Consider the following 22,626-nt stretch of genomic DNA (forward strand, 5'->3'; position numbering starts at 1 on the left):
TGGCTCTTGTTTCTAGTTCTGGTAGACCTTGTCGGTGCCGGCGCCGCCGGAGAGCTTGTCCGTGCCCGTGCCGCCGTGCAGCAGGTCGTTCCCGGTGTTGCCGTAGATCGTGTCGTTGCCGCTGTCGCCGTACAGCTTGTCGTTGCCCCTGCCGCCGTAGACGAAGTCGGCACCGGCGCCGGCGTGGATGACGTCGTTGCCGTCGTCACCGTACAAGTCGTTCTGGTGCCCGGTGGAAGTGCCGGTGAGGCTGTCGTTGCCGGGCCCGCCTTGGCACTTGAACTCGCAGTTGGTGAGCGTGTCGTTGCCCGCGCCGCCGTCCGCGCCGTCGCCGTAGAAGCCGTTGCCGCCGTCGAGGTGGTCGTTGCCGTCGCCCCCGTACAACGCGGCGCCGGAATCGCCCTTGATGACGTCGTTGCCCGTGCCGCCGTCGATCGTGGCCTCCGCGTCGGCGACCGTCGCGGTGTCGTTGCCGTCACCGAGGTAGGCCTCGTAGTCCGAGTCGTGGGTGCCGCCCGTACCGACCACCACCGTGCACTCGACGACCTTGTGGTCGGCCGCCGACGGATAGCGGCACCCGTCCGTGGAGATGGTGATGTCGTACCTGTCGCGGAAGGTGACGTGGAGTTCGTAGTAGTCCAAGGAGCCGACGTCGACTCTCTTCGCGGTGACTCTCAGGTTGTTGGTCTGCCCGGCGGCGGCCTTGTACCGGAGCACGTGGTAGGGGGCGAGGCTGATGGAGGCCGAGCTCGCCGTGGCCGCCTGGGCGGTGGACACCGAGAACAGGCCTCCGCCGAGGGCGAGGGCGAGAGAGGCGGTGGCGGAAATTGTCCTTAACGTGCGCATGCGGAAGTAACCCTTCGCGGAATCAGTGATGATCAGGCCCGACGAAGAAAAGCGCCGGTGAATTCGCCGTCACCGTCGTCACGGCGGTCAGCGATCGGTGATCGGTGATCGGTGATCAAGTCGTGCGCCCGCACCTACGTGCGGGGCTGCTGTTATTTCTGGTTCACGCGTTTGGACACCGCACCCCGGGCAGGGGTTGTAGCGGAATTCCACTCAGTTCACGCAGGCGACCTTGATTCCCCTGCCATTTACCGGCCGGACACCGGCATGCCGCCTTCTCTTCGGTTCACCGGGCGCCCGCCCCGCCCCGCACTCCGCCCACAGCAGCTTTCCGCCTCTCGCCGCGCCCACAGCGCGGTCCTGTCGGTGCGTGCGGGTCTGCCTGCGGCCGCCGAGTGTCAGTCAGCGACATGCCCGGATCGACGTCCCGGTGATCCAGACGAAACTGCCTGGCGGAGCCGACGGCCGTGAGTGACATTCGTGCTGGTCAGTCCACCATCAGAGGATCTCGGAAGTAGTACACGACGGTCACTCCCAGCCCGGGAGTGTGCGTGTAGACGACGGTGATCGCTTCGGCCGAGTCCCGGGCCAGCGGTGTGGTGTACGTGTACTCCACGGAGGGAGGGCGCCAGCCAGGAATCTCGCGGCCGACCGCCGGGTCCCGTCCGATGGCCGCCAGTGCGTCCCGGACGGCCTCCCGCTCCCCCTCCGTGAGGCCGGTGAGCGCCTTCTTGGCGGGCTCGGCCTCCTCCAGCGGGATTTCGTTCATGTACCACTGCCTCCCGCACGCGCGTCTTCGAGGGCGGCCATGATCTCCGGGGAATTCCTGATCTGGACCCTGTGACGGTAGGCCCTGACCACGGCCGCCGCGCCTTCGAAGTCGTTGGTCGGCGAGGCTCCTATGGCAGTTGCCAGCTCGTCCTCGAACCTCTCCCGGTCGCCGGGGAACCCGTAGCGGCTGAGCACCCTGCGCAGATCGTCCACGGTCCGGATCTCCGGGAGGGGGGCCGTTCCCCCGGCGTACTCAGGCTGTGCGCTCATGGTCTGCTCCTGACGAACGGGCATGGCTGCACCTCTCAGTATGGCGCCGCCCGGGGAGGACGGACATCGCACGCATGGCCGCGAAAGCGACACCTGCGCGGTCACCGGGCCGCCGCCCCGCCCCCGCACTCCGCCCACAGCAGTTTCCCGCCTCTCGACGCGCCCATCTCACGCAGCACGGACACACCCCACGCGTCGGCGCAGGCCCGTACGAGGTGCAGGCCGCGGCCGTGTTCGGCATCCGCCGGGGGCACGGAAGCATGGGGCTGCCCGTAGCCGGGCGGGACTCTCGGGTCGGTGTCCCAGACGGCGACCGTCAGCCGGTCCGGCTCGGTCGAGAGGACACGGAGGGCGTACGGACCGCTGGTGTGCAGGTGGGCGTTGGTGAGCAGTTCGGAGGCCAGGAGTTCGGCGGTGGGGGCGAGTTCGATGAGGTCGTGGGCGGCGAGGACGGTGCGGAGGGTGGCTCGGGCGATACCGGGGGCACGGGGATCGTGCGGGAGTTGGAGGGTGTAGGCCCAGGGCGGCGATACGGTGGCCATCGGAAGTCTCCGATCACGAGAGGGGGTTGACTCTTCGTCTCCGGTGCCCAGTGACCTGGCCGCTCCGTCGAACGGGGTTCTTCTGGGCGGGGCGCCTGCTTACGAAGATAGGGCCCCCGCAAATGAAATTTGCGCGAGTTCGAGATGATCGCGCCCGACTTCCCTCGTGTGAGTGACAACTCAACTGAACTTGCGTGCCAGAGGAGTTCGCATGACTGCACGGCCTGCCCCCACGGCGCGGCGAATCCGCCTGGCCGCAGAGCTGCGCAAGATGCGCGAGCGCGCGGGCATGACGTCAACCGAGGCAGCGCGTTCCCTCGGGACGAGTCAAGGGCAGCTCTCCAACGTCGAAGTGGCGCGGTTCGGCGTGAGCCCCGACCGCATCCGAGCCCTGGCCCGCTTGTACTCGTGCCCCGATCAGGCTTTCGTCGAAGCCTTGGTCGAGATGGCGACGGACAAGACGCGAGGCTGGTGGGAGACGTTTCGGGAGATCCTGCCGTCAAGGCTGCTCGACCTTGCCGAGATCGAACACCACGGCACGAGTCTCTACACCGCACACAGCATGCACATCCCCGGCCTGCTCCAGACCGTCGACCACGCACGTGAGATCTGCCGGCAGGCCGTCCCGGAGATGTCCCCTCCGGAGATCGAGCATCGGGTCTCATTCCGAGTGAAGCGTCAGGCGGTGCTCTACCGGGACCACCCCGCCCCCTACCGAGCGGTGATCCACGAAGCGGCCCTGCGAATGAAGTTCGGCGGCCGGGCCGTGACGCGCGCTCAGCTTCAGCATCTGCTCAAGGTGAGCGACCACGACCATGTGTCGATCCGGGTCATTCCGTTCGACGCGGGCTCCTACCCCGGCTCGGGCCAGTCGGTGTACTTCGTGAGCGGCCCCGTACCAGCACTCGACACGGCCCAACTGGACCAGTCCCATGGGCCGGTGTTCATCGATTCCGAAGCCCAACTGGCCCAGTACCGGATGCTTCTCGACCGCCTGGAGTCCGCATCCCTCAGCCATGCGGACTCACAGGACCTCATCCACGACATCGCCCAGCACTTGTGAAGGGACCCGAAATGCCCGCCACCACCTGGCAGAAGTCGTCCTACTGCGCCCAGGGCGAGGCCTGCCTACACATCGCCGCCACCTGGCAGAAGTCGTCCCATTGCCAGGAAGGCGAGGCCTGTCTCCACGTCGCCGTCTCCACCACCGCAGAAACGGTCCGCCTGACCGAAAGCGGCGACCCCGCCCACTCCATACTCTCGACTACCCCGGCCGCCTTCGGCGCCCTTCTCCGAGCGCTCAAGAGAAGCAACCGCTGCTGAAGGACCTCAGGGCGTGTCCCGACCGCCCGGGGGAAGGGACAGGTCGGCCACGACGGCCGCGTGGTCCGAGGGCCACACCCCGTCGACCGGCCCGTCCCCGGCCCGCCGTACGGACCGGACGTGCCCGAGGCCGCCGGGGCCGGGCGTGCCGACGTGGACGTAGTCGATGCGCACGGCGGGGCTTTGCGGGCCGACATGGGCGTTCGCCGGGTCCCAGGTGGCCCAGGGTGCCGTCGGGTCGGCGTACTCCCAGGCGTCGAGGAAGACCTGTCCGGGAACCGCGGGGGACGTCTTGTATCCCCCGAACAACCGGATCTCGTCGGAGTCCGGCCAGGCGTTGAAGTCGCCCGTGACGACCGGGGGGAAGTCGGTGCCGCCCCGGTGCGCGGCGACGAACTCCGCGAGGGCGGTGACCTGTTCGCGGCGTACGCCCGAGGCGTGGACGGCCGAGGTGAGGTGGGTGGTGAAGAAGGGCACCTCGTGGGTGGGCGTCGCCAGGCGGGCGTGAAGGGCGAGCCGTCCGTCGTACAACTCCTCGGGGGCGGGCAGCCGCAGCACCTCCTGCGCCACCACCGGCCAGCGGCTCAGCACGGCGTTGCCGACGTCGACCGTGGGGTCCCCGATCCGCCGCTGCCAGCGGTCCGAGGCATCGGAAGCCGCCCAGGTCCAGTGCATTCCGAGCTCGTCCGCGAGCCATCCGGCGAGGTTCTGGCCGCCGCACTCCCAGACCTCCTGCAACCCGACCACGTCGGGCCGCAGTTCGCGCAGTACGGCCAGGATGGCCTTCTGCCGTTCTTCCCAGGGCCCGAACCGCCACCAGAGGTTCCAGGTCACAACCCGCATCCGCAGCCACCTGCTCCTGTCGCGCGACATCGGGGACCATTGAAACAACTCCCTTGTGCCACACACCAGCCCGGACAGGAGCCCCACCGACCATGGCCCGTCTCACCGACCTCAGGTTCCGCACCACGACCGCCTTCCAGCGGCACCTCGTCAACCCGCTCGCACGCCGGATGCCGTTCCAGACGCTCCTGGAGACCACCGGCCGTGTCTCCGGCCTGCCCCGGCGCACCCCGCTCGGCGGCCGCCGCGTCGGTGACGCCTTCTGGCTGGTCTCGGAGTTCGGGGAACGGTCCCAGTACATACGCAACATCCAGTCGGACCCGAGGGTGCGGGTGCGGCTCCGCGGCCGCTGGCACGAGGGCACGGCGCACCTCCTCCCGGACGACGACCCGGTGGCCCGGCTGCACACCCTGCCCCGGGGCAACAGCACGGCGGTACGGCTGATCGGTACGGCGCTGCTGACGGTGCGGGTGGACCTGCGCGGGTGAGGGGTGGCCGGGAGGTCCTCGCATCCCGGAAAGGCATCCCAGGCTTCCACGTTTCCGCAGGTCATCCGGGGTGGGATGGTTCCACCGTCCCGGGTTGGGGGGCAGCTGTTGCCCCGGCTCCGCGAGGAATCCCATGCTGTGGATGTCGCACCGGCTGAGCAGGTCGTCCGCTCGGCAGCGCCGACACCCCGGCCCGCCCGTCCACAGGGACACCCGTGTCCTCATGCGGCCAGGACGGGCGGATGCCCAGGGCGGATTCCCAGTGTGGGTGCCCGGCCGCCGGCGTGTGCGACCTCCATACGGATCGGAAAAGGAAACGGGGACACCATGAACACGCCTGCCCGCAGGAACCACATGAGCCCGAAGCGCTGGAAGTCCTACGCCTTCGGGGCCGCGGCGGCCGCGGCGCTGCTCGCGACCACGGCGTGCCAGCCGGGCGCGGCCGAAGGTTCGGACAGCTCCAAGTCCTCGGCCCAGCCGAGTGCGACGGCTTCGGCGAAGCCGGGCGGTGCTTCGGGCAGCACGGGCACCGAGGGGGCCGGGAGCGGTGCCAGCAGCGCGGGAAGCGCCGGCAGCAGCGCGGGGAGCGGTGGCAGCACGGGCAACAGCACGGGGAGCGGTGGCGGCACGAGCAGCAGCGCGGGGAGCGGTGGCGGCACGAGCAGCGCCGGCGTCACGGGCGGCACGAGCAGCAAGGGCGGCACGAGCACCGGCAGCGCCGGCAGCAGTGGTGGCAGCACCGGCGGTGGCGGCAAGGAGGCGATCGCCGCCTGCTCCCAGACGGAGCTCGGGGTGTCCGCGGTGAAGGAGCGGGACGCCAGGCACCTCGTCCTCACCGTCCAGAACGCGAGCACCAAGAAGTGCAACCTCTACCGCTACCCCCTCGTGCGGCTCGGTGACGGCACCCGGAACACGCCCGTGATCAAGGACAGCGACCCGGACCCGGGCGTGCCCGTCACCCTCGCCCCGGGCCAGGAGGCGTACGCCGCTCTGCTCGTCGCCGGCGGCGCCAGGGACGAGTACGAGGCGAAGAACATCACCCTCACCCTCCAGGGCAGCACACCCGGCAGCAGCGCGGGCAAGGCGATCGACGTGCCCATGCCCGTCAGCACGCTCTACGCGGACGACGGTCAGCTCGTCACCTACTGGACGACCGCTTCCGGCTACGCCCTGGACTTCATCATGTCGAAATGACGAAGTGACGGACCCCGGCCGGGACTTCAGCCCGAGTTGGACAGGCGGTCCAGCCACTCGGTGAACAGGGCCGTCTCGGCGGGGGTGTAGGCGGGGCTCGGGTCCTGCCGGAGCGGCGCGCCGAGGCGGGTCGCGGCGGCGGGGACGCCGGGGGGCGGCGGAATCCGCCGGAGCGCCGGGGGCGGTCGCGTCCGGGGTGAAGACCACCGCGTGCACCGCGTCCCGTACCCGGCGCGACAGGGTCTCGTCCGTGAACGTCGCCGGGCGGGAGACCGGCATCAGGCAGGCGCCGACGTTGGCGGACATGATCATCTGCGCGGCGAGTTCGGGTGCGAGTCGCAGCTTGCCCTGTTCGGCGGCGCGGCGCAGGTCCTGGTCTGTCCTTGAGAACTGGAGCGGCCGACAGGGGCCGACCCGGCCTAGGTGGCCTGTACGCAGAGGATCCGCCGGACGGGCCTCGCTCGCCCCTGCCAGGGTCTCACCCCGGCCACACGATCGCCTGCACCTCGCTGTACGCGTGCAGGGCGTACGAGCCCACGTCGCGGCCGACTCCGCTCTTCTTGAAGCCGCCGAAGGGGGCCTCCATGTTGCGGCCGACGGTGTTGACGCCGACTCCGCCCGCGCGCAGCCGGCGGGCGACGCGGAAGCCGCGGGCCACGTCCCCGGACCAGACGTAGTCGATCAGGCCGTAGTCGGAGTCGTTGGCGAGGGAGATCGCCTCCTCCTCGTCGTCGAAGGGCAGCACGACGACGACCGGACCGAAGATCTCCTCCCGGACCACCCTCATGTCCGGTGTGCAGTCGGTGAGAAGAGCGGGTGCGACGTAGAACCCGCTGGGCAGGGACGGCCGTTCGCCGCCGGTCACCACGCGTGCGCCTTCCTTGCGGCCGAGTTCGACGTAGGACTCGACGCGGTCGCGGTGGGCCGCCGAGATGACCGGGCCGACCACCGTGCCCCGCTCCCGCGGATCTCCCACCTTCAGGTGCCCTGCGTAGGCGGCAAGTTGCTGCACCAGCCGGTCGTGCGCACCCCGCTGGACCAGTACCCGCGTCGGCGCCGTGCAGATCTGTCCGCTGTAGAAGGAGAAGGTCGTACCGATGCCCGACACCGCCGACTTCAGGTCGGCGTCCTCGAAGACGATCGCCGCGCCCTTGCCGCCCAGTTCCATGAGCTGGCGTTTCATGCCCCGCCCGCACACCTCGGCGATCCGCTGCCCGACCGCCGTCGAGCCGGTGAAACTGACCATGTCGACGTCCGGGGAGTCGACCGCCGCCTCGCCGCACTCCGCCGTCGAACCGCTGACCACGTTCACCACGCCCGGCGGCACACCCGCAGCCTGAAGCGCCTCGGCCATCCGGTACACGGACAGCGGGTCCTGCGGGGCCGGCTTCACCACCACGGTGTTGCCCATCGCCAGCGCGGGGGCGATCTTGCCCGCAGGGTTCGCCCAGGGATTGTTGTACGAGGTGATGCAGGTGACCACGCCGACGGGCTGGCGCACGGCCAGCGCGCCCATCACGGCGGCCCCGCCGAAGGGGCCCGCCTCGTTGATCTGCGGCGGCAGCGCCCTCTCGACCGGTTCGGGCCGCGCGTAGCGCCGGAAGCGGGCCACCCCGACCCCGACCTGCATACCGCGTGCCGTCCCGGTGGTGGCCCCGCTCTCCGCCTGCGCGAGGTCGGCGTACGGCACGAAGTCGCGCTGGATGAGGTCCGCCGCCCGCGCGAGGACGCCGGCCCGTTCCTCGGCGGACGTGCGCGACCACGGCCCGAAGGCCTCGCGGGCCGCCGCCGCGGCCGCGTGCACCTGCGCCCGCGACGCCTCGGGGGCGAGCCCGACGGCCTTCTCGGTCGCCGGGTCGGTCACCTCGTAGAAGCCGTGGTCGGGCGTCACCCACGCTCCGCCGATGAACAGCCGCTGCCCGGTGCTTCCGGAGGCCGTCACCGGGTGCTCACCGTCCGGGTGTCGCGGCCCGACCGCAGCACCTTTCCCGGCACCGCGCCCGTCACCACGTCGTCGCGGATCGCCTCGACCCCGTTGACCCACACGGCCCGAACCCCGATCGCCCGGGAGTCCAGCCGCGGACTGTCACCCGGCAGGTCGTGCACCAGGACGGCCTTGCCGGCGTCGATCCGCTCCGGGTCGAAGAGCACCAGGTCCGCATGGAAGCCCTCCGCTATCCGCCCGCGTTCCCTCAGCCCGAAGAGCCGCGCCGGATCGTCCGTCAGCATCTTCACCGCCTGCTCCAGGGAGGCGAGCCGGCGCCCGCGCAGACAGTCGCCGAGGAACCGGGTGGTGTACGGGGCTCCGCACATGCGGTCCAGATGGGCGCCCGCGTCGGAGCCGCCGAGCAGGACGTCCTGGTGCTGCCAGGTCTCGGCGCGCAGGGCCCAGGAGTCCGGGTCGTTGTCGGTGGGCATGGGCCACAGGACCGTACGCAGCTCGTCGGCCGCGCAGATCTCCACCAGGCACGCGAAGGGCTCCTGGCCGCGTTCGGCGGCGATGTCCCGCACCACGCGCCCGGTCAGGCCCTCGTTCGCGGCGCTGTAGGTGTCGCCGATGACGTACCGGCCGAAGTCGGCCAGGCGCCGGAAGACGCCCGCCTCCTTGCTGTTCGCGCGGCGCAGCATCTCGGCACGGACCTCGGGGTCGCCGAGCTTCGCCATGCGCTCCGGGACGGGCAGCCCGAGAATCGGGCCCCAGCCGGGGATCAGGTTCAGCGCGCAGAAGGTGCCGAGCGACATGTTCATCGGGGTGAGGATCGGCATGGTGAGCGCGACGACCCGGCCGCCGGACTTGCGGGCGCGTTCGCTCGCCTCCAGCTGGCGCGGGACGCGCTCGGGGACGGCGGCGTCGATCGTCAGGACGTTCCAGTTGAGCGGGCGGCCCGCGGCCGCGCTCATCTCCACGAACAGATCGATCTCGGCGTCGCTGAACTGGTCCAGGCAGCCGGCCACGATCGCCTCGATCTGGGTGCCCTCGTGCTCCCCCACGGCCTGCGCGAGGGCGAGCAGTTCGGCGGGGCCGGCGTGCCGGGAGGCGACCGGCTTCCCGTCGCCGTCGGAATGGGTGGAGGACTGGGTGGTGGACAGGCCCCAGGCGCCGGCGTCCATGGCCTCGTGGAACAGCCGCAGCATGGCGGCGAGTTGCTCCGGGGCGGGCTGTCCGCCGACCGCGTCGGGGCCCATCACGTACCGCCGCAGCGCGCAATGGCCCACCATGAAGCCCGCGTTGACCGCGATCCGGCCTTCCAGGGCGTCGAGGTACTCCCCGAAGGTGCTCCAGTTCCAGGGCGCGCCCTCCTCCAGGGCGACCAGGGACATGCCCTCGACCTTGGACATCATGCGGCGCGTGTAGTCGGCGTCCTCGGGGCGCTCCGGGTTCAGCGGGGCGAGGGTGAAGCCGCAGTTGCCGCCCGCGACCGTGGTGACCCCGTGGTTCAGGGACGGGGTCGCGTACGGGTCCCAGAAGAGCTGGGCGTCGTAGTGCGTGTGCGGGTCCACGAAGCCGGGGGCGAGGACGAGTCCGTGCGCGTCCTCGCTCGTCCGGGACGGCTCGGCGACCGTGCCGATCACGGCGATCCGGCCGTCGCGCAGGCCCACGTCCGCGGTGCGGGCGGGCGCTCCCGTCCCGTCCACGACGGTCGCGCCCTTGATCAGATGGTCGAGCATCGCGGAAGTACCCCCTAGACGGCTTGGCGGAAGCGGGTCGTGCGGTGCACCGGGTCCGTGTCGATCTTCGGGATCACGTGCTCGCCGATCAGCCGGATCGTCTGGAGCGTCTCCTCCTTGGGGACGCCGACGGGCAGTCCGAAGCTGAGCTGGTCGGCGCCGGCCTGCTCCCAGCGCTTGCACTGGGTGAGCACCTCGTCCGGGTCGCCGCAGATCAGCAGCTCCTCCTCGATGAGGAGTTCGACGAACTCCGCGTTGTACTCGGGGAGCGTCTCGGGCCACACGGGGAAGCCCTCGGGGCGCGGGAAGGTGTCGTGGTAGCGGAAGACGAGGGAGGGCAGGTAGTGCAGCCCGCCGCCGACCGCGATCCGGATCGCCTCGTCGTGGGTGGGCGCGCAGATGGCGGTGGTGGTCACCATGACGTTGTCGTTGACGAAGTCGCCGATGGGCTCGGCGTTCACGACGGCGGTCTTGTACTGCTCCAGGACCCACTCCATGTCGGAGACCTTCTGCACGCTGAAGCCGAGCACGCCGAGGCCCTTGCGGGCGGCCATGGAGTACGAGGGCGGGGACCCGGCGGCGTACCACATCGCGGGGTGCGACTTCCCGTACGGCTTGGGCAGGATCTTGCGCGGCGGCAGCGACCAGTGCTTGCCCTGGAACCCGGCGTACTCGTCCTGGAGCCACATCTTCGGGAACTCGGCGATGGTCTCTTCCCAGATCTCCTTGGTGAAGTTCATGTCGGTGATGCCGGGGAGGAAGCCGAGGATCTCGTGCGAGCCGGCGCCGCGGCCGGACCCGAACTCGAAGCGGTTCTCGGTGAGATGGTCGAGCATGGCGACCTTCTCGGCGACCTTGACCGGATGGTTGACCTGGGCGAGCGGGTTGAAGATGCCGGAGCCGAGGTGGATGCGGTCGGTGGCGTGCGCCAGATAGCCGAGGTAGACGTCGTTGGCCGAGAGGTGCGAGTACTCCTCCAGGAAGTGGTGCTCGGACGCCCAGGCGTACTTGAAGCCGGACTTGTCCGCCTGGATGACGTACTCGGTCTCCTCCATCAGCGCCTTGTGCTCCGCGAGCGGGTCGGTCAAGGCCCGCTTGCCCACGTATCCCTGTACAAAGAGCCCGAATTCCAAGGAGGTTCACCGTCCCCATCCAGTTATCTGACATACCGTCAGATTCTTTGAGCCGACTGTTCCACCGCGTGCGTGGACCGTCAATAGCTGATGCGTCGTCAGAGAACGCTGACGCCGGCGAGCCAGCCGCCGTCGATCACGAAGGGCTGCCCGGTGATGTACGAGGAGTCCTCGCCGGTCAGGAACAGGGCCAGCCGGGCCACGTCCTCGGGGCGGCCGATCCGGCCGAGCGGGACGAGCTTGCCGTAGAACGCGTCGAGCGCCTGCGAGGCCTCCCCGCCGTCCGCGCCGGGGGTGAGCTGCGCCGGGTTGCTCATGGCCGTGTCGACGGCGCCCGGGCAGACCGCGTTCACCCGGATCCCCTTCTCCGCGAGCTCCAGCGCCGCCACCCGGGTGAGGCCGACGATGGCGTGCTTGGTCGCCGCGTACGCGCCCACGTACGCCATCCCCGTGAGCCCGGTGAAGGACGCCGTGTTCACGATCGTGCCGCCCCCGGCCTCGGCGATCTCGGGCGCGAGGGTCTTGATCCCGAGGAACACTCCGACCTGGTTGACCTGCACGATCTGCAGGAACTCGGCCAGCGGGGTGTCGACGAGCGCGTTGAAGCGCAGGATCCCGGCGTTGTTGACCAGCCCGTCGATCCGCCCGTACGCGGCCTTCGCGGAGGCGACCGCCGCCGTCCAGTCGGCCTCCTGACTCACGTCCAGATGGACGTAGTGCGCGCCGATCTCCTCGGCGAGCTCCCGCCCCTGGTCGTCGAGCACGTCGGCGACGATCACGCGCGCGCCCTCCGCCGCGAAGAGCCGCGCCTCCTGTTCGCCCTGCCCGCGCGCGGCGCCGGTGATGAGGACGACCCGCCCGTCCAGCTTGCCCATGCCCTGACTCCCTAGTTGAGGTGGGGCGCGACGTCCGCGCCGAACGCCGCCATCTGGTCCGTGAGTTCGTCGCGGCTCCGGCTGCGGAACCGCACCTGGATCTGGTGCACGCCCATCGCGCCGTACTCCCGCAGCGACGCGGCCAGCGCCTCGGGCGGACCGCTCAGCGCCCGCCGCCCGACCTCCCAGCCGGGCTCGCCGACGTACAGCGGCTCGGTGATCGCGCCGATCGTGAGGGGTTCCCCGACGCCCGCCTCCGCGCGCAGGGCCGTGAGCCTGGCGATCTGCCCCGGCAGCCGGTCGCGCGGATCGCCCTGCGGCAGCCAGCCGTCGCCGCGCAGCGCGGCCCGGCGCACCGCGGCGGGCGAGGACCCGCCCACCCACACGGGCACGCGGGCCTGGGCGGGCCTGGGCCGCTGCCCGAGGCCCTCGAAGTCGTAGGTCTTGCCGTGGTGGACGGGGAACTCGTCCGGCCCGAGCGCGGCGCGCAGCGCGTCGATCGTCTCGTCGAGGACGGCCCCCCGGCGCTCGAAGTCGGCCCCGACCGCCTCGAACTCCTCCCGTACGTGCCCGGCGCCGACCCCGAGGATCAGCCTGCCGCCGGAGAGGTGGTCGAGGGTCGCGTACTGCTTGGCGGTGACGAGCGGATGCCTGAGCCCGACGATCGCGACATGGCTGAGCAGCCGTACGCGTTCGGTGACGGCCGCGAGGTGGGCGAGCGTGGCGACCGGGTCGTACCAGATCGTGCTCATCGCGCCCGCGAGCCGGCGCGGAATGGCGACGTGGTCGCAGCTCGCGATGTAGGCGAATCCGGCGCGGTCGGCGGCGCGGGCGATCTCGACGAGGTCGGCGGGACCGGCGGCGGCTTCCCAGGGTTCCGCGTAGATCGTGCTCTGGGACTGGACGGGGAGCTGGATGCCGTAGGAGAGGCGTTCCTCGGACGGGACGGGCACGACGACCCCCTTGCCTGACTGACGGGCCCCCCGACTGCCTGACGGTCCGTCAGATTGAATGGGACTCGCACATAGTCGTCGCTGACGCCACATCAGACAAGGGGCAGCCCCGGCGGAACGTGTCCGCCGGGGCTGCTGCCCGGGAGAGGGCCCGTGGGGTGCGTCAGCGGCCGAAGCCGTAGCCGAACCAGGCGTCGGTGACGGGCGCTCCGAGGGTGGCGGGCCCGAAGGAGAGCGAGCCGGAGGCGGTCGGGCCGGTGGCGGTGGAGCGGAAGGCCCAGACGGCGCCGGTGGAGGTGTTCTCCCCGTACGCGGAGGCGTACAGCTCGGCACGGCCGTCGCGGTTGGCGTCGGCCAGCGCGGTGCGCCCGCCGAAGCGGTCGCCCTTCTCTGCGGTGCCGGGCACACCCGTGGTGTCCTGGCTGAAGGACACGGCGCCGCTGCCGGTGAGGCCGGACGCGCCGCCGCGCAGCACAGCCACGCCGCCCGCCGAGGCGACCGCGCCGATGCCCTCACCCGGGGTACCGACGGCGACGTCCGCGTACCCGTCGCCGTTGACGTCCCCGACGGAGACTCCCGAGCCGAAGTCGTCGCCCTTCTCGGACACTCCGGGCACGCCCGCCGTGTTCTGGTTGATCACCGTCGTACGGGAGGTGTCGGGCCCGCTCGCCGAGCCGTACACCACACCGACCTGCCCGCCGAGGAGCGCCGGCTCGACGGATTCCTCACCGCGGGCGCCGAAGGGGCGCCCGATGACGAGGTCGGCGTACCCGTCCTTGTTCACGTCGCCGATGCCGAGGCTGGAGCCGCCGGGTACCAGGGTGCCGTCGGCCCGCGTCAGTTCGACCGGGGCGCTCAGCCCCTGCCGGGCGCCGCGGAGGTATTCGACGCGGTAGTCGACGCCCGGCCCCTCCTCGTCGGGGGTGTGGATGAGCGCGACGAGATCGGTGATGCCGTCGTGGTCGATGTCCCCGGCGGCGATGTCGTCGGTGTGGGGGGGTGTGTCGGTGTAGTAGTCGGCGTCGAAGGCGAGCTTCCCGACCGCCGCGGCACCGGCGGTGCGGGTGAACGGACCGGACAGCAGGTGGTTGTCCGCGGCCACGTCGAGGTGACCGTCGCCGTTGAAGTCGCCGACGGTGGCGTGCCGGGGCTCGACACGGTCGAGCCCGGCGCCGGCCGCCACGACCTTGCCGCCGGACAGCCCCGTCTTCCCGCCCCAGACGGCGGTCAGGGTGCCCGCCTGCCGTACGGTCCCGACGGCCTCCTGGGGCGCGCCGACGACCAGGTCCGTGTACCCGTCACCGTCCAGGTCTCCGAAGGACAGGCCCCAGCCGAACCAGTCGCCGCTCTCGGCGGCACCCGGTATGCCGGGCGTGTCCTGGCTGATGAGCTGCCGGTGCCTGGTGTCAAGCCCCTTCGAGGAGCCGTACACGACGCTCACGTACCCCGCACCGGCGTACCCCGCCCCGTTGGACCCGCCGATCCTTCCCAAGGGGGCGGCGACGGCGAGGTCCGCGTACCCGTCGCCGTTGAAGTCGGCGCGCACGCTCGTCGCCCCGGCGCTCGCCGTACCGGACGCGTGGGCGCTCACCGGGCCGACGACGGCTCCGGCGACGGCCACGGCGGCCGCGAGGCCGAGGCGAGAACAGAACTTGCGTCTTCTCATGTGGAACCCAACTCCCGCGGTGAATGGGCAGCTGCCCGGCGAAGGAGTCGAAGATCCTCACTCCGCCACGGGTACGACTCCCGTGGCGGCAACAGGGTTGTCCTGGAAGACACCGCGATTTTCCCGAACCGTTGACCGGTTCCGCCCCTCGGGCGCGCTCGGCACCACGAGCCCTCAGCCCGCCCAGAGCCCGTCCTCCGTCAGCCCCAGCAGCCCGATCGCGTTCCCCCGCACGATCCGCTCGACGACGTCCGGGGCCAGGTGCCCCATCTGGGCCTCGCCGACCTCCTTCGACTTCGGCCAGGTGGAGTCGGAGTGGGGGTAGTCGGTCTCGTAGAGGACGTTGCCGACGCCGATCGCGTCGAGGTTCCGCAGCCCGAAGGCGTCGTCGAAGAAGCAGCCGTACACGTGGTCGGTGAACAGCTCGGACGGCGGCCGGTGGACCTTGTCGGCCACCCCGCCCCAGGCCCGGTTCTCCTCCCACACCACGTCGGCGCGTTCCAGGATGTACGGGATCCAGCCGATCTGGCCCTCCGCGTACATCACCTTCAGGTTCGGGAAGCGCTCGAACTTGCCGCTCATCAGCCAGTCGACCATCGAGAAGCAGCAGTTGGCGAAGGTGATCGTGGAGCCGACCGCGGGCGGCGCGTCGGCCGAGGTCGACGGCATCCGGCTGCTGGAGCCGATGTGCATGGCGATGACGGTGCCGGTCTCGTCGCACGCGGCGAGGAAGGGGTCCCAGTCGTCGGTGTGCACGGACGGGAGCCCCAGATGCGGCGGGATCTCGGAGAAGGCCACCGCGCGTACGCCACGGGCGGCATTGCGCCGTACTTCGTCCGCCGCGAGCCGGGCGTCCCACAGCGGTACGAGCGTGAGCGGTATCAGACGCCCCCGGGCGCTGGGCCCGCACCACTCCTCCACCATCCAGTCGTTGTAGGCCCGCACCGCGAGAAGGCCCAGCTCACGGTCGGCGGCCTCGGTGAACGTCTGCCCGCAGAACCGGGGGAAGGTGGGGAAGCAGAGGGCGGACTGGACGTGGTTGACGTCCATGTCGGCCAGCCGCTGCGGCACGTCGTACGAGCCGGGGCGCATCTGCTCGTACGTGATGATCTCGAGCCGGATCTCGTCACGGTCGTAGCCCACGGCCGTGTCGAGGCGGGTGAGGGGCCTGTGCAGGTCTTCGTAGACCCACCAGTCGCCGACGGGACCCTCGTCGCCCGGAGCGCCCATCACGGGGGCGAACTTCCCGCCCAGGAAGGTCATTTCCTTCAGGGGCGCGCGGACGATGCGGGGGCCTGTGTCCTGGTACTTCGCGGGCAGCCGGTCCCGCCAGACGTCGGGCGGTTCGACCGTGTGGTCGTCCACCGAGATGATCCTCGGGAAGGCGGTCCCTGCGTCCGCCGAGGGGCTCTGCGCGGTTTCCGTGGTCTCCATACCGGCCACGGTAGCGCTGATCTGACGGTCCGTCAGCTATCCGTCGGCCACCTGTGGTCGGCCCGCCCGGCGTCCGGCGGAGCACCCGGCCGACGGCGGCGCGAGGATGAATGCGCGGGGAAGTGTGAGGAGCCTGTGTGAGGACCGTGTGACCTACCGGGCCACGCCTTGTGATCGCTGTCTCGCACGGCTGACGCATCCGCCATGAACAAGGCAAACTGGCCTCGTTGTACTGACGGTTCGGCAGGGGGACAGCGATGGACGGTGTGCCGCGCGTACCGAAGCAGTGGCATCCGGGCTCCGAGGAGCCCGCGGCGTTGCGCTTCAGCGTGCTCGGCCCGGTGCGCGCCTGGCTCGGCGACGACCCGCTGCCGGCCGGGTCCCCGCAGCAACGCGCCCTGCTGGCCGCGCTGCTGCTCCGCGACGGCCGCACCGCCACGGCCTCCGAGCTCATCGACGCCCTGTGGGGCGACGAGCCCCCGTCCCAGGCGCTGGCCGCCCTGCGGACGTACGCCTCCCGGCTGCGCAAGACGCTCGGCGCCGCGGTGCTGGTGAGCGAGTCCGGTGGCTACGCCATCCGCTCCCTGCGCGAGGGCGCCCTCGACCACGTGAACGCCCAGGAACTCGCCGCCGACGCCGAGAAGGCGCGCGCGGCGGGCGATCTGTCCCGCGCCCGCGACCTGCTCCGGGACGCCCTCGCCCTGTGGGACGGCGAACCGCTCGCGAGCATCCCCGGCCCCTACGCGGAGACCCAGCGGGCCCGCCTGGAGGAGTGGCGCCTGCAACTCCTCGAATCCCGCCTGGACATGGACCTGGAGCAGGGCTTCCACGCGGAGGCGGTCTCCGAACTCACCGCGCTCACCGCGGCACACCCGCTGCGCGAACGCCTGCGGGAACTGCTGATGCTGGCGCTGTACCGCTCCGGCCGCCAGGCGGAGGCCCTCGCCGTGTACGCGGACACCCGGCGGCTGCTCGCCGACGAACTGGGCGTGGACCCGCGGCAGGGGCTGAAGGAACTCCAGCAGCGCATACTCCAGGCGGACCCGGGCCTCGCCGAGCCATCCGCCCCCAAGGCGGAGCCCGTCGTCGCCCTCGTCCGCCCGGCCCAGCTCCCGGCGACCGTCACCGACTTCACCGGCCGGGCGTCCTTCGTGCAGGAACTGAGCGACGTCCTCGCCGCGGCGTCCACCGAGGAGGGCCGCGTCATGGCCGTCTCGGCGCTCGCGGGCATCGGCGGCGTCGGCAAGACCACCCTCGCGGTGCACGTGGCCCACCAGGCCCGCGCCGCGTTCCCCGACGGACAGCTCTACGTCGACCTCCAGGGCGCCGGGTCACGGGCGGCCGAACCGGAGACGGTCCTCGGCGCCTTCCTGCGGGCCCTCGGAACGGCGGACTCCGCGATCCCCGACTCGCTGGAGGAACGCTCGGCCCTCTACCGCTCCGTCCTCGACGGGCGCCGCGTCCTGGTCCTGCTGGACAACGCCCGCGACGCCGCCCAGGTGCGGCCGCTGCTGCCCGGCATGGAGGGCTGCGCCGCCCTGGTGACCTCGCGCATCCGGATGGTGGACCTGGCGGGCGCCCATCTCGTGGACCTCGACGTGATGTCCCCCGAGGAGGCGCTGCAGCTCTTCACGAAGATCGTGGGCGAGGAGCGGGTCGCCTCCGAGCGGGAGGCCGCCCTGGACGTGGTCGCGGCCTGCGGCTTCCTCCCGCTGGCCATCCGTATCGCCGCGTCCCGGCTCGCCGCCCGCCGCACCTGGACGGTGTCGGTGCTCGCGGCGAAGCTCGGCGACGAGCGCCGCCGGCTGGACGAACTCCAGGCCGGCGACCTGGCCGTCAAGGCCACCTTCGAACTCGGCTACGGCCAGCTCGAGCCGGCGCAGGCGCGCGCCTTCCGCCTGCTGGGCCTCGCCGACGGCCCGGACATCTCCCTGGCCGCCGCCGCGGCGGTGCTCGACCTCCCGGCCGAGGCCACCGAGGACCTCCTGGAGTCCCTCGTCGACACCTCCCTGCTGGAGTCGGCGGCCCCCGGCCGCTACCGCTACCACGACCTCGTCCGCCTCTACGCGCGTGCGTGCGCCGAACGCGACGAACGGCCCCCGAGCGAACGGGCGGCGGCGCTGTCCAGGCTGCTGGACTTCTACCTGAGCACGGCGGCAGGCGTCTACGCGATCGAACGCCCCGGCGACCGCCTGGTGGACCATCTGGAACCGACGGCGTACGCCGGGCTGACGTTCGAGGACCGGCACCGGGCGCAGGACTGGCTGTACTCGGAGGCGATCTCCCTGCTGGCGTGTGTCCGGCAGTCCACCCAGGACGGATTCCTCCGGCGCTCGGTCGACGCCCTGTGGGCCTCCGTGGACCTGGCGGAGTCCGGCACGAACTCCAAGGCGTACGAGGGGGTCGCCTCCGCGCTGCGGGAAGCGGCCCAGGAGGCGGCCGACGCGCACGCCGAGGCGCGGTCCCTGGTCACCCTGGCCTACGTCCACTACTACACCGGCCGGTTCGACCCGGCCCGCGAGGCAGCCGCGCAGGCCCTCGAACTGGCCGCCGAGACGGACCACCTGACGAGTTGCTGGGCCTCCAACACCCTCGGGGTGATCGCTCTCCTGCAGAACCAGTACGAGGACGGCGAGGCGCATCTCACGCGGGCGATCGAGAGCTTCCGGGCCTGCCAGGACCGGGCCGGCGAGGCCAGCGCCCTGTGCAACCTCTCGCGCATCCACCTCGCCACCGGACGCACCGGCAGCGCCGTGTCGCTGGCCCAGCAGGGCACCGACATGTACGACGACATGGGCCACGCGCTGAAGGGCGCCAACGGCCGTTACGCGCTGGGCCTCGCCCTCACCCAGAGCGGCCGGCTGGCGGAGGCGGCCGTCCGTCTCGGGGAGGCGCTCGCGGTGTTCCGCAACAGCCGCCAGCGGCTGTGGGAGGGCATGTCCTTGTTCCGCCTCGCGGAGGCCGATATCGCCGCCCAGCGCCCGGCCGCCGCGGCGACGAACGCCGAGACGGCTCTGACGGTGCTGCGCGGCATCGGCGGTGAGTGGCGCCGGGGCAATGTCCTCGTCGTGCTCGGGCAGGCGCTGAACGCGATCGGCCACTCCGGCCGGGCCCAGGTCTGCTGGCGCGAATCCCTGGACATCTTCCAGACGTTGGGGGCTCCGGAGGCCGCCACGGTCAAGGCGCTCCTCAATCCGCTGGCCGTCACCTAGGACGGGTCCGGGACTTCATAGGCGTTCGCATGCCGGGGCGTTCATCGTTCGTTTATCGCGGCCCGGCAGTCTCTGTGTTGTCGATCCGTCGCGTCGGGGGGCAGGCGGGACGATCTGAGGCCGTAGCACTAAGGTAATCGGCCCCGAGTGCCCGTCCGGCGGCCCACGGGGGAGCTGCCGGACGGACCGCTCCAAACAACGCACCAAGACTGTCAGGGGGACAGCCACCATGAGCGACACCAACAGCACCGACAACATCCACGCCACGGACGAGCCGACGGGCGGGGCTTCCACGGACAACATCCACGCCACGAGCGAGCCGCTCACCGGCAAGAACCTGATCACCAAGGACGACGGCACCGGCGACGCCTCGACGGACAACATCCACGCGACGGACGAGCCGGTCTAAGTCCCACCTGGGGGGGCGGACTTACACCACACGGGGATCGACCGCGGCGGCGCGGAGGGGGAGCCGCCGCGGTCGCCGTGCGTCCGGGGCGCGGCACCCGACTACCGCCCCCGCAGCTCCCCCTTCACCACCTTCCCGCTCGCGTTGCGGGGCAGTTCGGTGACGAAGGCGATCGTGCGGGGCACCTTGTAGTTGGCCATTTCGCGGCGGGACCAGGTGATCAGGTCGTCGGCCGTGAGGGCGGAGCGCGGGCGGCGGACAACGTAGGCCCTGCCGACCTCGCCGAGGCGGCTGTCCGGTACGCCGACGACCGCCACGTCGGCGACATCGGGGTGCAGGCCGAGCAGCTGCTCGATCTCCGCGGGGTAGGCGTTGAAGCCGCCGACGATGAACATGTCCTTGATCCGGTCGGTGATGCGGAGGTTGCCCTCGGGGTCGAGGACGCCCACGTCGCCCGTGCGCAGCCAGCCGTCCGGTGTCAGGACCTCCGCCGTGGCCGCCGCGTCCTCGAAGTAACCGCTCATCACGTTGAAGCCGCGGACCAGGACCTCGCCGGGGGATCCGGGGGCCGCCGGGGCTCCCGAGGCGTCCACCACCCGCACCTCGGTGTCCGGGATCGCCCGGCCCGAGGTCGAGGCGATCACCTCCGGCCGGTCCCCCCTGCGGCACATGGTGACGATGCCGCTCGCCTCGGAGAGGCCGTACGCCGTCAGGACCGTGTCCACACCGAGCTCCGTGCGCAGACGCTCGACCAGACGCAGCGGGACCACGGCGGCGCCGGTCACCACCAGCCGCAGCGCGGAGAGGTCGTAGGTGTCGCGGGCGGGGTGGTCGAGGAGGGACTGGTGGAGGGTGGGCGGGCCGGGGAGGACGGATATGCGTTCCGCGGCCACGTTCGCGAGCACCGTGTCCACGTCGAACACCGGCTGCGGCACCATCGTCGCCCCGCGCATCAGACAGGCGATGATCCCGGCCTTGTAGCCGAAGGTGTGGAAGAAGGGGTTCACGATCAGATAGCGGTCGCCCTCGCGCAGACCGGCGAGGTCGCTCCAGATCGCGTAGCCGCGCAGCGTCTGGGCGTGGGTGATCAGGGCGCCCTTCGGCCGGCCCGTGGTGCCCGAGGTGAAGATGATGTCGCAGGGCGAGGCGCCGGACACGGCCGCGCCCCGGCGGCGCACCTCGTCGCTCCCCACACCCTCCCCGTCCGCCAGGAAGTCCTTCCAGGTGCGGAAGTCGGCGGGAGCGTCGTCCGCGAGGACCACCACCCGCTCCAGGTGCGGGAGTCCGGGGAGCGGGCCGGCGGCGGGTCCGGGGGCCGTTTTCCCCGGCTCCCCCGCCGCGCGGCGCAGCGACGCCACGTAGGACGTGCCGAGGAACGTTCCTGTCACGAAGAGCAGCTTCGCCCGGCTCCTGGCCAGCACGTACGCCGCCTCGGTGCCCTTGAAGCGGGTGTTGAGGGGGACCAGGACCGCTCCGGCGGACACCGCGCCGAGGGCGGAGACGATCCAGTCGAGGGTGTTCGGGGCCCAGATGGCCACACGGTCGCCCATGCGGACACCGCTCGCCATGCAGGCGGCCGCGGCGCGCTCCACCCGGGCGCCCAACTCCGCGTAGGAGACGCGCGTCCGGCCCTCGACGACCGCCTCGCGGTCCGGGAAACGGGCCGCCGCCGACCGTACAAGACCCGGGACGCCGCCCCACTCCAGGTCACCGCGCATCGCGCACCTCCCGCCGAAGCACCACTAGCTGACTGACCGTCAGATTAGCTGTAGCCTGACGGACTGTCAGCAGCCGGGACCGTGTGCGGAGGTCACCCATGCCAGGGCTCAAGGACGCCACAGCCGTCGTCGGAATCGGACAGACAGCCTTCGCGAAACACCTCCCGGAGTCCGAGAAGACTCTGGCCTGCCGCGCGATCCTCGCCGCCCTCGACGACGCCGGCATCGCGCCCGCGGAGGTCGACGCGCTCGCCTCCTACACCATGGAGGAGACCGACGAGGTGGAGGTCGCCAAGGCCGTCGGGCTCGGCGACCTCACCTTCTTCAGCAAGGTCGGCTACGGCGGCGGCGGTTCCTGTGCCACCGTCGCGCACCTCGCCGCCGCCGTCACCGCCGGCCAGGCGACGGTGGGCGTGGCCTGGCGCTCGCGCAAGCGGGGCAGCGGGCCGCGCCCCTGGAAGAACACGGCCGTCCAGCTCCCCACCCCGGCCCAGTGGACCCGTCCCTTCGGACTGCTGCGGCCCGCCGACGAGATCGGGATGCTCGCACGCCGGTACATGCACGAGTACGGGGCCACCCGCGACCACCTCTTCAACGTGGCGCTGGCCTGCCGCAACCGGGCCAACCAGAACCCGGCCGCGATGATGTACGAACGCCCGCTGACCCGCGAGATGTACATGACCGCCCGCTGGATCAGCGAGCCGCTCTGCCTCTTCGACAACTGCCTGGAGACGGACGGCGCGCTCGCCTGCGTGATCGTGTCCGCCGAGCGGGCCCGCGACTGCCGGCAGCGGCCCGTGTACGTCCACTCGGCCGCCCAGGGCCTGCCCGCCCAGCACCACGGGATGGTCAACTACTGGAACGACGACCCGCTCACCGGGCCCGCCTGGACCGCCGCCCGGCACCTGTGGAAGCACGCCGACCTCACCCCCGAGGACGTGGACGTGGCGCAGATCTACGACGCGTTCACGCCCCTGATACCCCTCTCGCTGGAGGGATACGGCTTCTGCGGGCGCGGTGAGGGCGCGGCCTTCACGGAGGGCGGCGCGCTGGAGATCGGCGGACGGCTGCCCGTCAACACCGGGGGCGGCGGGCTCAGCGAGGCCTACGTGCACGGCTTCAACCTCATCAACGAGGGCGTGAAGCAGTTGCGCGGCACGAGTACGGCACAGGTGCCGGGAGCGGCGACCTGTCTGGTCACAGCGGGGGAAGGGGTCCCGACCTCCGCACTCCTGCTGAGGAGCTGAGGAGCCGGGATGGCCGACATGACAGAGACGACC

General features: G+C 71.4%; 20 protein-coding genes. 7 read left to right on the plus strand and 13 right to left on the minus strand.

Features of this window, described 5'->3' with window-relative positions; translation table 11 throughout:
* Window positions 1–12 precede the first annotated feature (12 nt).
* The 4 genes from OG485_RS19775 to OG485_RS19790 form a co-directional block, all read right to left on the minus strand.
* On the minus strand, window positions 13–846 hold the full coding sequence (locus OG485_RS19775; protein WP_328669655.1) for a calcium-binding protein: 834 nt from the start codon (window positions 844–846) through the stop codon (window positions 13–15).
* A 487-nt stretch (window positions 847–1,333) separates the two neighbouring features.
* The gene (locus OG485_RS19780; RefSeq protein WP_328669656.1) at window positions 1,334–1,615 is read right to left on the minus strand and encodes a hypothetical protein; all 282 of its coding nucleotides are present in this window, start codon (window positions 1,613–1,615) and stop codon (window positions 1,334–1,336) included.
* On the minus strand, window positions 1,612–1,887 hold the full coding sequence (locus tag OG485_RS19785) for a hypothetical protein (protein ID WP_328669657.1): 276 nt from the start codon (window positions 1,885–1,887) through the stop codon (window positions 1,612–1,614). Before OG485_RS19785 ends, OG485_RS19780 begins: the two co-directional genes overlap by 4 nt.
* Window positions 1,888–1,988: 101 nt before the next feature.
* Window positions 1,989–2,429 carry an ATP-binding protein gene (locus OG485_RS19790; RefSeq protein WP_328669658.1) on the minus strand — a complete coding sequence of 147 codons (441 nt, stop codon included), beginning with the start codon at window positions 2,427–2,429 and terminating at the stop codon, window positions 1,989–1,991.
* 211 nt (window positions 2,430–2,640) lie between these two features.
* On the opposite strand from OG485_RS19790, the gene OG485_RS19795 reads away from it, so the two are divergent.
* Window positions 2,641–3,492: a helix-turn-helix domain-containing protein gene (locus OG485_RS19795; RefSeq protein ID WP_328674566.1), complete on the plus strand. Its 852-nt coding sequence runs from the start codon at window positions 2,641–2,643 to the stop codon at window positions 3,490–3,492.
* A gap of 11 nt (window positions 3,493–3,503) precedes the next feature.
* Window positions 3,504–3,752, plus strand: coding sequence for a DUF397 domain-containing protein (locus tag OG485_RS19800; protein ID WP_328669659.1), 249 nt, complete (start codon window positions 3,504–3,506; stop codon window positions 3,750–3,752).
* Window positions 3,753–3,758: 6 nt separating this feature from the next.
* Here OG485_RS19800 and OG485_RS19805 read toward each other — a convergent pair whose 3' ends face one another.
* Window positions 3,759–4,595 carry an endonuclease/exonuclease/phosphatase family protein gene (locus OG485_RS19805; protein WP_328669660.1) on the minus strand — a complete coding sequence of 279 codons (837 nt, stop codon included), beginning with the start codon at window positions 4,593–4,595 and terminating at the stop codon, window positions 3,759–3,761.
* Window positions 4,596–4,687: 92 nt separating this feature from the next.
* Here OG485_RS19805 and OG485_RS19810 point away from each other — a divergent pair, with 92 nt between their 5' ends.
* Both OG485_RS19810 and OG485_RS19815 read left to right on the plus strand, forming a co-directional pair.
* The gene (locus OG485_RS19810) at window positions 4,688–5,083 is read left to right on the plus strand and encodes a nitroreductase/quinone reductase family protein (RefSeq protein ID WP_328669661.1); all 396 of its coding nucleotides are present in this window, start codon (window positions 4,688–4,690) and stop codon (window positions 5,081–5,083) included.
* A gap of 327 nt (window positions 5,084–5,410) precedes the next feature.
* Entirely contained in the window at window positions 5,411–6,277 is an 867-nt protein-coding gene (locus OG485_RS19815) for a DUF4232 domain-containing protein (RefSeq protein WP_328669662.1), read from the plus strand.
* A 478-nt stretch (window positions 6,278–6,755) separates the two neighbouring features.
* Here the strand turns inward: OG485_RS19815 and OG485_RS19820 are convergent, their stop codons facing one another.
* The 7 genes from OG485_RS19820 to OG485_RS19850 form a co-directional block, all read right to left on the minus strand.
* Window positions 6,756–8,219, minus strand: a complete 1,464-nt coding sequence (locus tag OG485_RS19820; RefSeq protein WP_328669663.1) for an aldehyde dehydrogenase family protein — start codon at window positions 8,217–8,219, stop codon at window positions 6,756–6,758.
* Entirely contained in the window at window positions 8,216–9,946 is a 1,731-nt protein-coding gene (locus OG485_RS19825; protein WP_328669664.1) for an N-acyl-D-amino-acid deacylase family protein, read from the minus strand. The genes OG485_RS19820 and OG485_RS19825 overlap by 4 nt, the downstream gene beginning before the upstream one ends.
* Window positions 9,947–9,960: 14 nt before the next feature.
* Window positions 9,961–11,079: an LLM class flavin-dependent oxidoreductase gene (locus tag OG485_RS19830; protein ID WP_328669665.1), complete on the minus strand. Its 1,119-nt coding sequence runs from the start codon at window positions 11,077–11,079 to the stop codon at window positions 9,961–9,963.
* A gap of 98 nt (window positions 11,080–11,177) precedes the next feature.
* Window positions 11,178–11,954, minus strand: a complete 777-nt coding sequence (locus OG485_RS19835; protein ID WP_328669666.1) for an SDR family NAD(P)-dependent oxidoreductase — start codon at window positions 11,952–11,954, stop codon at window positions 11,178–11,180.
* Window positions 11,955–11,965: 11 nt separating this feature from the next.
* Entirely contained in the window at window positions 11,966–12,871 is a 906-nt protein-coding gene (locus OG485_RS19840; RefSeq protein WP_443048926.1) for an LLM class F420-dependent oxidoreductase, read from the minus strand.
* 199 nt (window positions 12,872–13,070) lie between these two features.
* Window positions 13,071–14,573: a VCBS repeat-containing protein gene (locus tag OG485_RS19845; protein ID WP_328669668.1), complete on the minus strand. Its 1,503-nt coding sequence runs from the start codon at window positions 14,571–14,573 to the stop codon at window positions 13,071–13,073.
* A 174-nt stretch (window positions 14,574–14,747) separates the two neighbouring features.
* Entirely contained in the window at window positions 14,748–16,007 is a 1,260-nt protein-coding gene (locus OG485_RS19850) for an amidohydrolase family protein (RefSeq protein ID WP_328669669.1), read from the minus strand.
* Between the two features lie 257 nt (window positions 16,008–16,264).
* Here OG485_RS19850 and OG485_RS19855 point away from each other — a divergent pair, with 257 nt between their 5' ends.
* Entirely contained in the window at window positions 16,265–19,219 is a 2,955-nt protein-coding gene (locus OG485_RS19855) for an AfsR/SARP family transcriptional regulator (RefSeq protein ID WP_328669670.1), read from the plus strand.
* A gap of 229 nt (window positions 19,220–19,448) precedes the next feature.
* Complete coding sequence (locus OG485_RS19860; protein WP_326787167.1) at window positions 19,449–19,628, plus strand: hypothetical protein; 180 nt, start codon at window positions 19,449–19,451, stop codon at window positions 19,626–19,628.
* Between the two features lie 101 nt (window positions 19,629–19,729).
* On the opposite strand, the gene OG485_RS19865 is transcribed toward OG485_RS19860, so the two are convergent.
* Window positions 19,730–21,346, minus strand: coding sequence for a FadD3 family acyl-CoA ligase (locus tag OG485_RS19865; RefSeq protein WP_328669671.1), 1,617 nt, complete (start codon window positions 21,344–21,346; stop codon window positions 19,730–19,732).
* Window positions 21,347–21,444: 98 nt separating this feature from the next.
* On the opposite strand from OG485_RS19865, the gene OG485_RS19870 reads away from it, so the two are divergent.
* On the plus strand, window positions 21,445–22,593 hold the full coding sequence (locus OG485_RS19870; protein ID WP_328669672.1) for a lipid-transfer protein: 1,149 nt from the start codon (window positions 21,445–21,447) through the stop codon (window positions 22,591–22,593).
* The last annotated feature ends 33 nt before the right edge of the window (window positions 22,594–22,626 follow it).

The sequence above is a fragment of the Streptomyces sp. NBC_00328 genome, from assembly GCF_036139655.1.
In the GTDB taxonomy this organism is placed as follows: domain Bacteria; phylum Actinomycetota; class Actinomycetes; order Streptomycetales; family Streptomycetaceae; genus Streptomyces.

Bases quoted from the DNA above. Each gene is read 5' to 3' on its own strand.
- OG485_RS19850 (WP_328669669.1), bottom strand. From the start codon at position 16,007: ATGGAGACCACGGAAACCGCGCAGAGCCCCTCGGCGGACGCAGGGACC.
- OG485_RS19860 (WP_326787167.1), top strand. From the start codon at position 19,449: ATGAGCGACACCAACAGCACCGACAACATCCACGCCACGGACGAGCCG.
- OG485_RS19865 (WP_328669671.1), bottom strand. From the start codon at position 21,346: ATGCGCGGTGACCTGGAGTGGGGCGGCGTCCCGGGTCTTGTACGGTCG.
- OG485_RS19815 (WP_328669662.1), top strand. From the start codon at position 5,411: ATGAACACGCCTGCCCGCAGGAACCACATGAGCCCGAAGCGCTGGAAG.
- OG485_RS19870 (WP_328669672.1), top strand. From the start codon at position 21,445: ATGCCAGGGCTCAAGGACGCCACAGCCGTCGTCGGAATCGGACAGACA.
- OG485_RS19795 (WP_328674566.1), top strand. From the start codon at position 2,641: ATGACTGCACGGCCTGCCCCCACGGCGCGGCGAATCCGCCTGGCCGCA.
- OG485_RS19800 (WP_328669659.1), top strand. From the start codon at position 3,504: ATGCCCGCCACCACCTGGCAGAAGTCGTCCTACTGCGCCCAGGGCGAG.
- OG485_RS19810 (WP_328669661.1), top strand. From the start codon at position 4,688: ATGGCCCGTCTCACCGACCTCAGGTTCCGCACCACGACCGCCTTCCAG.
- OG485_RS19835 (WP_328669666.1), bottom strand. From the start codon at position 11,954: ATGGGCAAGCTGGACGGGCGGGTCGTCCTCATCACCGGCGCCGCGCGC.
- OG485_RS19825 (WP_328669664.1), bottom strand. From the start codon at position 9,946: ATGCTCGACCATCTGATCAAGGGCGCGACCGTCGTGGACGGGACGGGA.
- OG485_RS19775 (WP_328669655.1), bottom strand. From the start codon at position 846: ATGCGCACGTTAAGGACAATTTCCGCCACCGCCTCTCTCGCCCTCGCC.
- OG485_RS19845 (WP_328669668.1), bottom strand. From the start codon at position 14,573: ATGAGAAGACGCAAGTTCTGTTCTCGCCTCGGCCTCGCGGCCGCCGTG.
- OG485_RS19780 (WP_328669656.1), bottom strand. From the start codon at position 1,615: ATGAACGAAATCCCGCTGGAGGAGGCCGAGCCCGCCAAGAAGGCGCTC.
- OG485_RS19855 (WP_328669670.1), top strand. From the start codon at position 16,265: ATGGACGGTGTGCCGCGCGTACCGAAGCAGTGGCATCCGGGCTCCGAG.
- OG485_RS19805 (WP_328669660.1), bottom strand. From the start codon at position 4,595: ATGCGGGTTGTGACCTGGAACCTCTGGTGGCGGTTCGGGCCCTGGGAA.
- OG485_RS19785 (WP_328669657.1), bottom strand. From the start codon at position 1,887: ATGAGCGCACAGCCTGAGTACGCCGGGGGAACGGCCCCCCTCCCGGAG.
- OG485_RS19790 (WP_328669658.1), bottom strand. From the start codon at position 2,429: ATGGCCACCGTATCGCCGCCCTGGGCCTACACCCTCCAACTCCCGCAC.